Genomic DNA, 15,743 nt, shown 5'->3' on the forward strand with positions numbered 1-15,743 from the left:
TTAATTTGATATCTGTAAATTGGTTTAATAGGTGATCCGCTTACAGATCACCTATTTTAATAAGTATAACCCGATGCAATTTCAATTAAGGGTTAACCTTGATGGTAATATTCGCATAGATTGATTTAGAAAACTGCGACCCGCAAATCTCATTATCATTATCAATTTTATAGGAAAGACTGGTTCCTAAATGATTACATGGAAATTCAAAAGTATGGCTAACACCAAAAAGATTGATAGGAAGTATGTTGTTACCTGTTAGAACATTATAGTTATTACCGTCAATTTTTATTGGAATGGTCAGGCCAGTTGAATAATTTTCGGTATATACCAGCCAATAGGTTCCACTGCCAGAGCCACTGCCAGAGCCGCCTCCTGAACCACTGCCAGAACCGCTTCCTGAACCACTGCCCGATCCGCTTCCACTGCCGGAACCGCTTCCAGAACCACTGCCGCTTCCAGAACCGCTACCCGATCCAGGAGTTGGACAAGTATAAGTAATCCCTGCTCCGCTACCGCAATCGCAGCTCACAGAAGTAGCCGTACTGCTGCATGATCCGGTATCGTTTGCACAATAACAAGTTGCAGATTCTTCTCCACCCGGACAGTCTACACTTGCCGAACACCCAGCTGCTGCCAGTCCTGCAGAATTGCCTTCATTACTATTTGGGTGGTATACTAAAGTATTTTTTAATTCATCTTTTGTTAGGATTTCTCCCGCGCCGAGGTCTTCAGCTTTTGATTCTAAATCTTTCATGATCTGATTGTTTATAGGTTAAATGATTAATTATTAAGTAGTAAATATTATTGTCGGTATTGATAGTTTTGCCATCCTCTAACATGTCAGTAAGGCAATTAGATACTAAATCACATGGCGATTGTCCATAATTGATACATCAATTCTAGGAGCCACTACCAGATCCGCTTCCACTTCCTGAACCACTGCCACTTCCTGAACCGCTTCCACTGCCACTGCCAGATCCACTTCCACTTCCTGAACCACTGCCGCTTCCTGAACCGCTTCCACTGCCTGAGCCACTGCCGCTACCTGAGCCACTTCCACTTCCTGAACCACTGCCGCAACTAACCTGTATGGTTGCACCACCGCTACATTGGCAGGTAACGGAATTACCGTCACTTGTACAAGTACTACCAGCATCGGGACAACCGCATGATACGGTATTTCCATCTGGGCAAGGATCGGATGTTGCCCGACAGCCGTTAGTACTGCCTTCACTTCGGCCGTACGTAGTTTTTAGTTCGGCTTTACTCAGGATCTTTTCAATTCCAGATCCTTCATTTGTTAATTCTAGTGTTTTCATAATGATTTATTTTTGGTTTAAAGAAATTTGCTTTAGCTACAGACCATTCATTTGGAGATATCCGTTTTCTGAACTAATCCATGAAGTAATATTTTAAATCACTGATCGTATAATCTGGCGGCAATTGATGCCCATTGACAAAAAATGTAGGTGTAAATGAAATATCTGTCTTGTTCGACCAGTCCCGCATCGAGTCGATCTTTTGATTTTGCCTGGACAGCATATCGTCACTCAATGGATATTTAGAAGCAAACACCGGGTAATCTTTTATATCTGCATGATACCAGTCCTCCAGGGCTTGTTCTATATTGACATCGCCTTTTTCATACAGCGCCAATAAATGTCTAACTGGCAATGCCCTAATGTCATTATTCTCATTGCTGGCTGTAAATATGATTTGAATGGACAAATCATCGCTATTGCTTAGCAATTCTTTTATAGAATCGTGAACAGAAGCGCAGGGGCCACAATATGGATTACATACTTTAACTATTTTATTGGCAGACAAAGGATTTCCCAATACAATACCCAAACCATCTAAATCTTCAGTAATTGTCTTTTGCTGAGCCAGGTTTTGATTTAAAACATCAGGATTACGTTTAGACCTTTGAAATTCCAATTTTCCCTTTCTATTTTCCTTAGCTTTAATGAACGCAGAATACAGCATACTGGCTCCAATAAAAGGAATAACGAATGAGGTAAGCAGCTGGATTAAGGAAGGAATATTAAAGTCTATAGTTGTATACCAACCGGCTACAAATCCAGCCAGCGTGATCAATACCAGGATAAGTTGTACAGTTAAACAAAGCGGGCACCAGGTTTTAGCGACTTTCCATTGATAATATACGGAGTAGAAAACGTATAGCGTGGCAACTAAATTTAGTCCCCAAACCATCGTTAACGGCTGTAAATTATTAAGCCCTCCGGTAAGTATAAAAATCAGACTGCCCAAAAAATAGGAAAACCCTATAATACTCCACTTGATTCCAAATATCTTGCCTCCGCTAGAATCCAAAATGGCATTACAATTGACTTTTTTACCTGCGGAACAAATGGCTTGGGTTGCCGGGTTAAAATGGTCGATATCGTGCCATACCAGCAGGAACGAAATTAAGCTCCCGGCCAAAAGCAGGATTGATAGTAAGAACGGTATAATGATCGGGCTACCAATCTGAATAAATCCAATCACCCCCTGAAAAAGTAAGATCGCGGGCAAAATAAAAGCAGCAAAATATTGAAAATATAGTGCCTGGTTTTCCTTCTTGATTTCCTTTACATAATTTTTCTCACCAGAATTTCCCCGAGTCTGTGCCCTTAACACTACTCCAGTACACTTTTCCCTGAAAATTGGCCTATCTTCTATTTTCCATTTCCGGGAATCAGGTTCGTAGTATTCAACACTATTTTCATCACTTTTTCTAACAACAGAGAAAAAGTTGCCCCCGCGGTCTTCACCTTTCATTTGAATCAGAAATGGCACGGGAATGTCCGGAATTTTATTCAGGTCGAACTTGGCTGTGACATTTTTAATCCCAAAGCTGCTTAAGACTTCGCTTATACTTAATAGACTGGGATAAAAAGGATGTTCTTCAATTTCTTTCTGAAGGGTTGATCTGGAAATTTTGACATGCAGTGAATTCACGAATATACTTGCAATGTCAACAATACTGGGGGTGGTTTTGAAAAGGTCAATCATATATAAGAATTAGAGGAATAATTACAAAACATACTTCAGCAATACCCTGAAGTTTATAGCATTCAGAATTCACAGCAACGATCAGGTGCTGATAAAGTCACGGCTTAGCTTTAGATATCTTAAAATCGATATTCCAGGCTATCAGGTTAGTAAAGTTTTAGAATTTGTTGAGTTTACTCAACTTGACGAATTATCATGAGCGGAAATTTAAGGTTTTACATTTGGTTAATAAAAAAGGGTTATTTTTTTAAGCTTCTACCTTTCGCATAATGAAGTTATAAAAAATAAAATTAAAACTAAAATAAATAAGTGATTAATTTTCAGATATATATAAAAATAATAAAAACACAACGATCATACTTTCAAAATAACGGATCAGAATTATTCTTATCGTATTTAAATTAAAGTAATCAATGGTTTTTATTATCTTGCATTAAGAAAGATTTAAATAACCTTAAGTTCATACCAAATGAACAAAAACGCTATAACGCTTATCATTATCTACTTTGGGAAGTGGCCTGAATGGTACAACTTTTTTTTAGAAAGCTGCAGTAAAAACATCGATGTCAATTTTTTAATATTCACTGATCAGGAAGTTGAGACCAACCCATTCACAAACATCAGATACATTGATTTCTCCATGAAAGATTTCAACATGCTTGCATCAGCAAAGCTGGATTTGGCCATTGAGTTTACCGAGCCTTATAAGATCTGTGATTTTAGACCTGCATTCGGAATTATTTTTGAAGATTATCTGAAAGGATGCACGTTCTGGGGACATACGGATATAGATTTAATACTTGGAGATATTACTCATTTCATTACAGACCAATTGTTAGAAGAATATGATATTTTAAGTGCAAGAAAAGAATATTTAGTCGGTCACTTTACCCTTTATAAGAACACCAAAAGAATGAATACGTTATATCGCCTAACCGATAACTATGAACATATTTTCAGGTCTAAAGAATATCTTGGTTTTGATGAATGTAATTTTTTGTGGTGGCGATTAATAGCAGGGCATGATATTTTAAGTTTGTGTACCAAGCACATGAGCATGACCCATCTGGTTAAGAGATTACAAGCAGATCATGAAATCCGGGCATTATTCACTCCGCTCGTTTTAGAACAAATCCATGCCAATAGTTCATTTGACAGGATATTAATTTGGAATGATGGAAAATTAAAAGACTATCATACCAACGAACCCATTTTATATTTTCATTTTCATTTCTTAAAGAAGAAACCCGAATTCACATACCCTGATTGGAACACCTTACACCAGGGGTTTTTTATTTCTAACGAAGGTTTTTCCTTCAAGCATTCTTAATTCTCGTTCAAAGTGCTTCGCTTCTTTTCATCGTCGGCTCCATCACTTTTTCTCGCATTTTTGATCGTGCCGCCAAAATTATAATTCAAGTTTAACTTAACCATTCTGGTTTCAAACTGGTTTCTCCACACTTGCTGCACCAGGCCGCTATTTTGCTGGTAGTAATTTCGGTATGATTTAAAAACATCCATAAAATTAAGCTGCACCGAAGCACGTTTATTTAAAAACTGCTGGCGAACACCCGCAGTTAAATAGGCAAAAGCCTGATTGGTAATGGTACGGTCTATGCTTTTACCGCGATAATTGAAAAGAAACATCACAGAGAAGTTCTTACTCAGCGACAAACTATTGTAAGAAGTTGCCGATAAGCTCGCAATGCCATCACTCTGCAGTGGCATGCCATTAAATTCACCTTTAAAAGACCGCTTTGATAAAATAGCATTTGTACTGGTATACCACGATGATAATACTTGTTTACCATACATGGCTTGCATAGTGAAATAATCAGCATAATCTGCATTACCAGGCAATGTAGTCGTTATGCGGTCATTCAACGGAATAGAGAGGCTTGTAAAATCATCAATACTGTAACTGTAGGTAAGGCCTAAGAAAAATGCATTTTTATAGCCATACCACAAATCGGCATTATAAGCAATTACAGGACGAAGTGCCGGGTTTCCCTGTTGAAAATTATTGCTGCTAACTACACGTACCAACGGGTTTAAACTTTCATAACCAGGGCGCTCTATCCTTTTGTTGAGTCCTAAGCTAAGGTTATGGTTTTTAGCAAGTTTATAATCAAAATGTACTGAAGGGAATGGTTGAAAATAGGTTCTGGTAAAACGGTTTGTTTCAAATTGCTGCTCGCCCTGTCCACGCGTATATTCTCCCCTAATACCCAACTGATACGAAAATGCTTTCCCGGTATGGCCATAAGTTAAATATGTCGCAGAAATAAGTTCTTTATAGCTGAACAAATCGGTCTGCTGACCATTTATATCCTGAAAGAAATTAGAATTTCCAGAATTGACATAACTCGTTTTCAAACCCATTTCTAATTGATAACCGTTCTCAAATGGATGAGAATAATCCATTTTAAATGCATAAATATCAAAAACGCGGTCTTGGGCAATCTTACTTCGCAAATCTGTAGCAGGATTGAAAACAAAGGTTCTATTTTCCTGATCGTTATAATTTCCATACCGGTAATAATCTAAGTCGATGGTTAGTTCCCGTCCAACCGTATCAATTTGATGCTGGAGCCGTAATCCAGAAGAGAAATTCGCTGCCTCAATATGAACCAGATTAAAAAATTGTGATTGATCAATGGGTTCTCCTTCCCGATTGGAATTGATGTAAGCAACACCATCCCGATTAAAATTTTGGAATCCGGGTTTAACAGAAGCAGACAAGGTAGTCCGTTTAGTAAGATAAAGATCTATCCCTAAATTTGGCGTATAATTGGAATTGGTCCTCATACTTTTAATATCGGAAATAGACTGGTCAGATGGTATTCCGGCACTATAAAAGCTGGAAGCAATGTAACTGTCGTAAAAATATTTATTGTAATTATAGTCAAGGTTTAGCAGCAGATTATAAGCCTTCCCTTTATAATTGAGGTTGATACCGCCATTGGCTTTTCCAAATGTTCCTTTACCTCCACCGGCGTAGATGTTACCGTTCAGTCCTGCTTTGTAGTTGCGCTTGCGGATGATATTGATAATAGCGCCATTCCCGGCAGCATCATATTTGGCAGATGGCTGGGCAATGAGTTCTATTTTTTGAATGGCTGATGAAGAAATACCTTTTAATAAGCCTGCAAGTGCTTCAGCAGATAGCGTTGTGGCTTTACCATCCATATAGATCTGAACAGATTTCCCATTCAGGCTAATCCGGTCATCCGGTGTAACAACAACACCTGGCAATTGGTTCATTACCTCCATTATGGGTGCTCCAGAGTCCAGTCCATTCAGGTTAACGATGAGTTTATCAGCCCTTCTTTCAACAAATGGAAGTGCTGCAGCAATGTTTACATTAGCTAATTGTGTCGCAACCGGATTCAGCCGGATAGTACCAAGTGATGTAGTTTGCCCGCCAACAACATCAAAAACTTTCGAGTAGATCATACCATACCCCATCATCTTCAGTTCAATCAAATATTTACCACTGGTAATTTCGAAGGCAAAGCGTCCCTGATCATCAGCAAGTACCGCTTTTACAGTACCAGAATCCCGCTTACTTTTTAAAGTTACCTGCACAAATGGAAGTGTAGTACTATTTTCATCAACTACCCTACCAGTAACCTTACCCGGGCTTTCCTGAGCGACAGCCAACATGATGTTAAAAAGCAAGGCAAAACTGAGAACGTAACAAAACAGATCGAATTTAGGAATTGAAACACACATAACGTTTGGATAAATTTACATAACCCAAACATATAACTAATAAATTAGTCAAACAACTAATTTATTAGATGTATTAACTAAATAATTAAATATAATAGATAATCAACTGATTATCAACTAAAAATTTATGCCAATTTGATAAGCTGAACGTACTTCTTCCCCATTCTGCAAAGCTGGCTCCCATTTCGGACTTGATTTAATAATCCTTAATGCTTCTTTATCACTTGCTCCATCCAGACTGCTTTCAACTTTTTCATTGGTAACTTCTCCATTGGTTTCTACAACAAAACTCACCATAACCTTTCCATTTTTATTAGAAACTTTCCTTGCAGTTTTGATCAGATATTTACTGAAAGCTTCAAATCCACCTCGGAAATTCGCTGCCTGATCAGTTTCATTCATGCTGCCGTTAAAATAGGAAGTACTGAACGAACACATTAACATTATCAAAACAATTAATGGTATATAAAGCACATATTTCCATAATCGATAAGCGTTAGAGCCTTTGCGCTGCAGCATTCGGATTCGCGCTTCCAACAATAAAGGAGTATAAAAGGAGTTGGACAAAGCCGGTCCAGCTTTAAAATTCTGTAAAAACAGCATCATTGCATATTCCTTCTTATTCTTTGCAAATTTCGCAGCGTACTCATCAGCCAGGTATTCATGAATAAACTTCAAACTACTCCGGTAACAATAAATCAGCGGATTAAACCAAAAAAATACACCAATCAGTTCAATAAATAGTATATCCAGCGTATGAAACTGTTTTACATGTACATTTTCATGCGCATCAACCGCAACAAAATCGGTAAACTCCTGATCGATCACCTTTGTTCTCCAAAATGAAAAGGCACTTCTCTTTTCCGGCGATTGCATTTGTCTTTTTACGCCAAGAAGTTTAATCCATAATAAAACTGCAGTAAACAGGACACCAATCCAGTAAATAATGGACAACCAGTTCAATTCTTTTTGAGCTGGGATTACTTTTCCATCACCCATAACCGACAATGCAGAAACCATCAATTCTATTTTTGGCAATACAATTAAGGGGGACAGATCCAGCCATGGAAGCATGATCGACAAACAAAGTGCAGATAACAAATAGATCCTATTCCACAGGAAAAAAGTCTCGCGTTTGAGCAATACCAGATAAAAAAGGTAAAATATAGTCATCGAAATGCTCGACCAGAAAAAGTAAAGCGGAGCTTGCATAGGGTTTAATCTTTAATTTGATCAATCATTTTTAACAATTGCTCCGCATCTTTCAGGTCGATTTTTTTTTCACGAACGAAAAACGAAAACATATCCTGAACAGAGTTCGAAAAATAGTTACCCAGAAATTTATCTGCTTCGTGACGCATGTATTCTTCCTTCGTAATGAGCGGATAATAACGATGCGTTTTACCAAAAGCCTCAAAACCAATCACACCCTTGTTTTCTAAAATTCTAATAATGGTAGAAACTGTGCTGTATGCGGGCTTAGGCTCAGGCAACTCTTTAATAATTTCTTTAACGAAAGCTTTGTGTAATTTCCAAAGTACCTGCATCAACTGGCTCTCAACTTTGGTCAAATCTTTTATATCCATCAACTATTTTTTATGATCAAATATCAGCTAAAAAATTAGTTGTTGCAACTAAAGAATTATTCCAAATCAAGAATCACTTCAACTCAATATGTGAAATGTTGACCTATATACAAACTACAATAAAGTGCTGGTTGATTAAAAGCTGAATCCTAAAACTATTAATCTGAACTCCGTACCGATCTTAACAGCATAAAATAAACCAGAATACATTTGCTAATATAGACCGAACGGTCTATATTAGTTATATCAAAGCATCAGATATGAGCAAATCAGAAAGAACCAGACAATTCATCATCGAACAATCAGCGCCCCTATTTAATAGGAAGGGCGTAGCGGGTACGGCGATGAGTGATGTAATGGCTGCAACTAAGATGGCTAAAGGAGGACTTTACGGACATTTTGAAAGTAAAGATGAACTATCATTCGCGGTTGTAGATTACAATTTAGGAAAACTGGTTGAAAAGGTTAATGATGTGGTAAACAGGGCTGTAACTGCAAAGGATAAACTCTTTGCCTTTCTTGGTGTTTTTAGTAATCCCATGCAGTTTCCAGTAGAGGGCGGTTGTCCGATGCTTAACTTCGGAACCGAGGCAGACGACACCAATCCAGTAATCAATCAGAAAGTAAAAGGTACTATTTTGAGCGCACAAACTAAGATTGCAGCGATTATAGATAAAGGAATTTCAAGCGGAGAATTTAAGCAGGGTTTCGACGCCGGGGAGTTTTCTATCAAAATGTTAACCCTTATAGAAGGCGGAACCTTAATTGGCCGCGTTCTGCAAACCAACAGTCAAATGGGCATCATTGTTAACCTGCTTAAAAAAGAAATTGAACAACAATTAGCCTAATTTTTTTAATCGAGAAAAGACCAAACGGTCTATTACAATAACAATCACCGCCGCATTATTATGGCCATCAGCAAAGCCTCGGCATTGATTACTCCCTGCATGCATGACCTGAGGCCAGAATATTTAAAACATAAATAAGCTTAAAACTATAAAACCATGGAAAATTTACCAATATATATTGCCGCCACGTTTGGCTTCACTGTTTTACTGGCAATCTGGCTGTTTATCAAAGCCGCACACTTTTCGAAACCATTTCTTTTTTTCTTATTGGCATTGATCATTATTCAATCCGCATTAGGACTCTCAGGATTCTACAGCGACCTCCAAACAATGAGTACACGGTTTCCGTTGCTGGTCATGCCGCTAATGGTTCCTTTAATATCCTTATTCTTTATCCGTCAGGGCAAAGCTTTCATCGACTCGCTGGACATTAAAACACTCACTGTTTTACACACAATTAGAATCCCAGTGGAAATTGTATTGTTTTGGTTGTTCGTACACCATGCCATCCCCCAGGCAATGACATTTGAAGGCAGGAATTTCGATATTTTGTCGGGTCTGTCTGCGCTATTGATATATTATTTTGGCTTTATCAAAAAGCAGCTCAGCAGAACCTGGATGATCATCTGGAACGTAATCTGTATGTTATTGCTGATCAACGTTGTATCTAATGCCATCTTATCACTGCCCTCAAGATTTCAAAGCTTCGGCTTTGAGCAGCCCAATATAGCAGTTGGCTACTTCCCTTTCTTGCTGCTGCCTGCCATTTTGGTGCCATTGGTCTTATTTGCAAACGCTGCCAGTATCAGACAATTGATCCTTAACAAAAGCATTGGCGTTAAAAATTTGAAATAAAGGAAATACAATATATGATTTATTGATTTTTTACCAGATGCATTGAGTAGCCAGGCAAGGGAACCGGAACTGTTCAAAATGCCGCTATAGGCTGATTAAATATGCATGAGTTGGAATCATATCCTTACCATATTCAAAGAAATAGATACCGGATTCAGTTATCAATAATAAACTATAGATCCTGCGCTTCATTTTTGATCAAAAAAAAGACAGAAATGAAAAAAACAGTTATCCTCTTTTCCCTGTTCCTATCAGCGTATTACTGCTCAGGACAATCCATCGATACCGCTGCCCTGGGAATCCTTCAAAGATCCTACGACAAGCTAGCCAAAATAGAAACGCTTAGTTACCAGTTGATCAAACTGGATACTATGATACGGGAAGGGCGAAATCTAAGCGCCATTAAATCAGCGGTAAGGGGAACAATAAAAAAAAATGGAGACTGGTATATGCATTTTGAGGATCATTCGGCATGGCTTCTCCATAACGATACCTTGTACAAGAAACAGCCTCCACATGCAGAATCCACAACATATACAACGCGATGGAACAGCCATGACCTAACCGCCTTTAGCGCCCATAATATCCTGGGCACGCAACGGCCTGTCCTGCGTTGGGATATTGCCTCGCTTGCATTTGTCCCTGGTTCTGAAAAGGAAAAATTTTACATCATAGACATTGTTCGTAAAAAAATTGATTACGGGACGGCAGAAATTGAAAGCAAAGAACACTATAACCGCTACTGGATCGATAAGAAAAGCCTTTTGCCGGTAAGAAGGATGATGTATGGAAAAAGGCTGGAAAGCGGAAAGGAAGCAATTGATATTTACGATTTCTCCGTATCGATCACTACATCTGACACAAATGATTATGATCTTTCAGAGTTCCTGTCTGGTCCACTGGAAGAAGAGGCTGAAAAAACCGGCATTGAAAATTTAGAAACAGGGACCATGGCTCCTTCATTTTCAGCAACCGATGTTAGAAACGGAAAACCGGTATCGCAGAAAGAATACAAAGGAAAGGTTGTACTGCTGGATTTCTGGTACATCTCCTGCATGCCCTGCAGAATACTGATTCCGAAGATCCAAAGACTGCAGGAGAAATTCAAAAATGAGGATGTTGCCATCATCGGGATAAACGTCAGCGACTCTTCTTCTACGGAAATCATGAAATTCTTAAAAGAAAGAAAGATTCTTTTTTCACAATATTATAAGACCGGATCTCTGGCTAAAGATTATAAACTATATGCTTTTCCCACCACCATGATCATAGGCAGGGATGGAAGGGTAAAGCTAGTGGAGGTCGGTGAAGCAGAGAATATAGCGCAAAAGCTGGAGCAAGCGATCAGAAAGGAACTGGAATCACCTGCACCAGTCAACAACCATTAATTACAACTACATTATAGCAGATTATGAATCAAGATTTTCACATATATTTTTCGATCTTGCCAGCCTTTTCATGCAAGAAAACTATGAAGAAAAACATCATCCTCATCATATCACTCTTTGTCATTTGCCAAAGTAGTTTTGGAAGACAAAAGCCGGAAGATAGCCTCCTGAATAGTTTTTCGAACATTATGGTAAAGAAAAAAGTAGCCGGAAAAGTGTGCGACACCTGCAAAATAGATTTTGCCGTTAGTGCCGAACCTGATTTCAGTTACATCATGACCGGATCGGGACATACTCCGCATCGGTTCTATCCCTTAATCAATCCTATTAAAACAGCGTATAGGGATACACACCATTCTTCAATTCAACTGGTCTCTAACCAGCTGATCGGGATAACCTTCCTGCCTAATTTTATAATCAGGAACGGCAAGAGAATCCAGCTTTATCGTTCATTTGGAGGTGAGGACTATAGTAAACTGGAATTTTCGGCACAGCAGAACAGCAGGACTATAATTTCATGGACTCCACTCCAACAGCTGGGGGAAGATAAAAATTATGCGATCCTGGGAAGTAAAACACATTCAAATGAAACTGTTGCAAAGCCCTGGATCCGTACCTTCTATGCCGGCACCTTTAAACTCGATATCAACGACACACTAAACATTACAGTTAGGAACATCCTTACAAAAAGCATCGTAAAGACGATCACGGTTATCCGGCCGGAGGATAAGGCCAATGATTTTATCTTTTACCAATTACCTCCCGGGGGTGAACAACTCAGCACAAACCTGGAAGATATTCTAAATTTCCGTTCCGGGATACCCAAGATTTTCGATGGAAGAACCTCGAATCTTTTTGAAAAAGACTATGGCACGATCTGCATTTTAAGATTTGACCACCTGGGGGATGAAGTGCTTCAGTATTCCTTTGAAAAAAATCCTGATCAATGGAAGTCTATAAAGCCACTGAATCCGGAGAATGCGGCCCATATTGTCCTGGACAATAATATGCCAGAAGGAAAAGACGAGGATCTCTACCTGAGGTACAGCAGCCAGCCAGGAACTATCCATAAGATAAAGATCCGTGTAAAACAACGGCCATTTCAAATCCCCTGGGTAAAAGTGGCTGGGATCAGCATGCTCTCATTGGCATTCGCTGCAATAGGGTTTTACCTTTGGAACAGGAAGAACAAAAGAAAGCTCACCGTGCTAAAGCGTAAAAGCGAGGATATTGAATCCCAGCTTTTATTACTGAGTGGACAGCTCAACCCACATTTTCTCTTCAATTCACTAAGTGCCATTCAGGGTGCTTTCAACAAAAACAATCCAGACCAGGCAAATGCCTATATAGGAAGTGTAGCGGCATTTATGCGTGATGTGATGGATAACGGAAGAAAAGAGTTCATATCCCTTCAGGAAGAATTAAAGATAGAAGCGGACTACTTAAAACTCGAGCAGGAAAGAATGTACTTTTCTTATTCCATTGATATCGAGAGGGAAACTGCATCTTCCATGATTGATTTTCCGCCTTTACTGTTACAGCCAGTATTGGAGAACAGTATCCGGCATGCCTTTAGCCCCAACCTTAATGCTCCGATGATTACCATCAGGATCTTTAGCAATGAAAACACTTTACATATTGAGATTGCTGACAATGGTTGTACCAGTTGGGACAGTGCAGCAACACCTGAGGGCCATGGATTATCTCTGGTCAGAAAACGGATCGCCATCTATAATAAAAAGCTGGAGAGCATGTCCATCGGGATGCAGATAAATTATGCTAAGGGAATAGGAACAATTACTAAATTTACCTTTCAAAACTGGCTTTCATGAACAATCTTTCCTGCTTTATCATGGATGATGAACAAGGCGCTGTCGAAACACTATCACAGCTGTTGCACAATTATGCTCCCCATCTAACCATTGCCGGTACTGCCAATTCGGTAAAACAGGCGCTGGAATTTCTAAGCGGTCATGGTGTTGATATCCTGTTTTTGGATATCAAGATGAAGCAGGAATCCGGATTTGATCTGCTGAAGCAATTGCCAGAAAATAAAGCACACGTAATTTTCGTTACCGCACATGACGAGTATGGTATACAGGCCATTAAATTCTCTGCCACAGACTATCTGCTAAAGCCGGTAATGCCTAAAGATCTGATCGCTGCAGTACACAAAGTTGGCCAGCAGAAAAATTCCCAAACCGAACAGCTTGCGATGCTATTACAGTCCTACCAGCATCAACGGGACAATACACAGAAAAGAATTGCCCTGCCCGATCAGCATGAGATCAAATACATGCTTATAGAAAACATCGTCTGCTGTGCTGCAGACAACAGCTACACCAGTTTCTATATCAGCGCTGAGAGCAGTCCTATTATTGTCTCAAAGCCTATTTCAGAATACGAGCAGATTCTCTCCGTTTACGGCTTTATCCGGATCCATCAGTCCTGGCTGATCAACAGGAATCATATTGATTCCTTCAAAAAAGCAGATGGTGGTTATCTGATCATGGACAATGGCATGAGCGTACCGGTCAGCAGGCAGCGGAAACATCTCCTAAAAGAATTATAAGTATTTCTTACCGGGCGATTACTTTGATACCCTTTTTTTTATTTCGCTGCGGACCTGTCCCAAAACGATCAAAATAGGTAAAAATGTCATAGGGAACCCAATACCAGCTGCTAAAAGTCCGGGCTTTTTTGATTCAATAGACAGATAGATTAATATGCCACAAGCCAGAAGCATAATAGTCCCTAATGCAATAGCTATATTCTTCAGGCTCTTTTGTCTTGCATTCAACTCGTCGAGCGTAAGTTCGGTAAGTGGTTTTGATGTTTTCATTACAGATTATATTATATATTTTTAGAATTTATCTACCAGAAAATATAAATAGCTATCGTTAAACCTGCTGGCTTTTATGGATTTCTTCTATTTCTCCTCTTATTATAGGATTCCGCTATAGCTATTGCTGCCGCAACTGCACCAATTATTGCAAAGATGAAATACCAAAAAGATTGAGTAAAAATATATGTGCTACTTTCAGAGTTGTTATTATTTACAACCGATCCAACACCAATTGTATCTGTTGACGGGATTTCAAGCTTTGACTGCGGTCTTTGCATTAATGGATATTTCATTTCAACAACATGCGGCAAACCAAATACATTCTTCCCATCTCCAATACTATATTTAAATACATAACTATTAACCCCGACCTGGTCTACGTCTAAGTACTTCTGATTGCTTGTTGGTTTGAATTCAGAAATCGTTGATACATTCTCCAACTTGACCTGCCCAATGCGTAATATTCTGTCATCAAATTTGATTTGCACCAACACTGAATCCGGTTCTGTACTAATCTTATACACATTAATCTTTAGCACCTGCTGGGTGCTGTTCCTATATTTGTAATTGTTAATTGGGTTAAAAAATAGCTGTGCCTCTTTTACCCCATTCAGCCTGCTGGTTAAAACAACAACTGATGTATCATCAGACACACTTAAATTGTAATTAATATTAGCCTGATCCCAAATTTTGGTGACGGCTTGCTGATGATCTCTGATCAGTTCTTTCAATGTACTGGACGTATCATCCGTTTGCTTTTCAATGCGTAAGGTCAAATATAGCTGATCATAATCTGCTTTTATATTTAATTCCTTTACCTGCACCCAATTACATGAAGAGAGAAAAAAGATAAGAAAGCTAAAAATACAAATCCTAGAAATGGCGTGTGAGATGGTATTTTTCAAAATTGTAAGTTAAGAGACGAAATTATATCCTGATAGCTAAAATTAGCACTAAATAATTTGATTCAAAATAAAAAAACACAAATCCTTAGATATCTTATAGCCTTGCCATCTGTATAAAAATCTTTATTGAAAATTTTCATTAAATAAATTAACAATCTATCACATTTGCCTTTACTCCTGCTCTCCATATTCACATTTTATTCCTAAGACCTTACAAGCGCCTGTTCTTTATAGCGTTCAACAAATTCAATGGCATCAATCATATTTTCGGGATATGGAGCGTAACCAATAAATCTAGGTATCGCATGGCGATCAGGTTCAAATATGGAGATGTGTTGATATTTAAATCCATGCTTTACAAGAAATCTAACCACATCCCATCTTCTGTTGTCATCTAATTTCGGAGGTCTAAATCTATGAGTAATGGCAATTGATTGATTACCACATTCGGGACATTTAAAATTCGAACCTTTTAAATCCTGTGATGACATGTTAAATGACTTTTTACAGTTTAAACATAGTTTTTTACCCATAGCAATTAAAGGTCATAATCTCGTTTTACA

General features: G+C 38.6%; 15 protein-coding genes. 6 read left to right on the forward strand and 9 right to left on the reverse strand.

Annotated elements, in window-relative coordinates; genetic code table 11:
* Positions 1-85: 85 nt before the first annotated feature.
* The 3 genes from ATK78_RS22910 to ATK78_RS14410 form a co-directional block, all read right to left on the reverse strand.
* Positions 86-757, reverse strand: a complete 672-nt coding sequence (locus tag ATK78_RS22910; protein WP_208112375.1) for a hypothetical protein — start codon at positions 755-757, stop codon at positions 86-88.
* A gap of 145 nt (positions 758-902) precedes the next feature.
* A complete protein-coding gene (locus ATK78_RS22915) occupies positions 903-1,322 on the reverse strand; it encodes a hypothetical protein (RefSeq protein WP_208112376.1) in 420 nt (139 codons plus the stop codon).
* 73 nt (positions 1,323-1,395) lie between these two features.
* Positions 1,396-3,018, reverse strand: coding sequence for a vitamin K epoxide reductase family protein (locus ATK78_RS14410; RefSeq protein ID WP_133576813.1), 1,623 nt, complete (start codon positions 3,016-3,018; stop codon positions 1,396-1,398).
* Between the two features lie 469 nt (positions 3,019-3,487).
* Between ATK78_RS14410 and ATK78_RS14415 the strand changes: the two genes are divergently transcribed.
* Positions 3,488-4,348, forward strand: a complete 861-nt coding sequence (locus ATK78_RS14415) for a DUF6625 family protein (protein WP_133576814.1) — start codon at positions 3,488-3,490, stop codon at positions 4,346-4,348.
* Here ATK78_RS14415 and ATK78_RS14420 read toward each other — a convergent pair.
* The 3 genes from ATK78_RS14420 to ATK78_RS14430 form a co-directional block, all read right to left on the reverse strand.
* On the reverse strand, positions 4,345-6,753 hold the full coding sequence (locus ATK78_RS14420) for an outer membrane beta-barrel family protein (RefSeq protein WP_133576815.1): 2,409 nt from the start codon (positions 6,751-6,753) through the stop codon (positions 4,345-4,347). The two genes, ATK78_RS14415 and ATK78_RS14420, sit on opposite strands and share 4 nt — an antisense overlap.
* A gap of 117 nt (positions 6,754-6,870) precedes the next feature.
* Complete coding sequence (locus ATK78_RS14425; protein ID WP_133576816.1) at positions 6,871-7,965, reverse strand: M56 family metallopeptidase; 1,095 nt, start codon at positions 7,963-7,965, stop codon at positions 6,871-6,873.
* Between the two features lie 5 nt (positions 7,966-7,970).
* On the reverse strand, positions 7,971-8,339 hold the full coding sequence (locus ATK78_RS14430; RefSeq protein WP_133576817.1) for a BlaI/MecI/CopY family transcriptional regulator: 369 nt from the start codon (positions 8,337-8,339) through the stop codon (positions 7,971-7,973).
* A 260-nt stretch (positions 8,340-8,599) separates the two neighbouring features.
* Between ATK78_RS14430 and ATK78_RS14435 the strand changes: the two genes are divergently transcribed.
* The 5 genes from ATK78_RS14435 (at position 8,600) to ATK78_RS14455 (ending at position 14,002) form a co-directional block, all read left to right on the forward strand.
* Positions 8,600-9,187, forward strand: a complete 588-nt coding sequence (locus ATK78_RS14435) for a TetR/AcrR family transcriptional regulator (RefSeq protein ID WP_133576818.1) — start codon at positions 8,600-8,602, stop codon at positions 9,185-9,187.
* Between the two features lie 156 nt (positions 9,188-9,343).
* A complete protein-coding gene (locus ATK78_RS14440; protein ID WP_133576819.1) occupies positions 9,344-10,042 on the forward strand; it encodes a hypothetical protein in 699 nt (232 codons plus the stop codon).
* Between the two features lie 215 nt (positions 10,043-10,257).
* Positions 10,258-11,430, forward strand: a complete 1,173-nt coding sequence (locus ATK78_RS14445) for a TlpA family protein disulfide reductase (protein ID WP_166664889.1) — start codon at positions 10,258-10,260, stop codon at positions 11,428-11,430.
* A gap of 83 nt (positions 11,431-11,513) precedes the next feature.
* Positions 11,514-13,262, forward strand: a complete 1,749-nt coding sequence (locus tag ATK78_RS14450) for a sensor histidine kinase (RefSeq protein ID WP_166664890.1) — start codon at positions 11,514-11,516, stop codon at positions 13,260-13,262.
* Positions 13,259-14,002 carry a LytR/AlgR family response regulator transcription factor gene (locus tag ATK78_RS14455; protein WP_208112377.1) on the forward strand — a complete coding sequence of 248 codons (744 nt, stop codon included), beginning with the start codon at positions 13,259-13,261 and terminating at the stop codon, positions 14,000-14,002. Before ATK78_RS14450 ends, ATK78_RS14455 begins: the two co-directional genes overlap by 4 nt.
* Before the next feature lie 18 nt (positions 14,003-14,020).
* Here ATK78_RS14455 and ATK78_RS14460 read toward each other — a convergent pair whose 3' ends face one another.
* The 3 genes from ATK78_RS14460 to ATK78_RS14470 form a co-directional block, all read right to left on the reverse strand.
* Positions 14,021-14,272, reverse strand: a complete 252-nt coding sequence (locus ATK78_RS14460; protein WP_133576823.1) for a hypothetical protein — start codon at positions 14,270-14,272, stop codon at positions 14,021-14,023.
* Between the two features lie 74 nt (positions 14,273-14,346).
* Positions 14,347-15,180: a hypothetical protein gene (locus ATK78_RS14465; protein ID WP_133576824.1), complete on the reverse strand. Its 834-nt coding sequence runs from the start codon at positions 15,178-15,180 to the stop codon at positions 14,347-14,349.
* Positions 15,181-15,383: 203 nt separating this feature from the next.
* The gene (locus ATK78_RS14470; RefSeq protein ID WP_133576825.1) at positions 15,384-15,671 is read right to left on the reverse strand and encodes a hypothetical protein; all 288 of its coding nucleotides are present in this window, start codon (positions 15,669-15,671) and stop codon (positions 15,384-15,386) included.
* Between the last annotated feature and the right edge of the window lie 72 nt (positions 15,672-15,743).

Source organism: Pedobacter metabolipauper (assembly GCF_004362715.1).
GTDB lineage: Bacteria > Bacteroidota > Bacteroidia > Sphingobacteriales > Sphingobacteriaceae > Pedobacter > Pedobacter metabolipauper.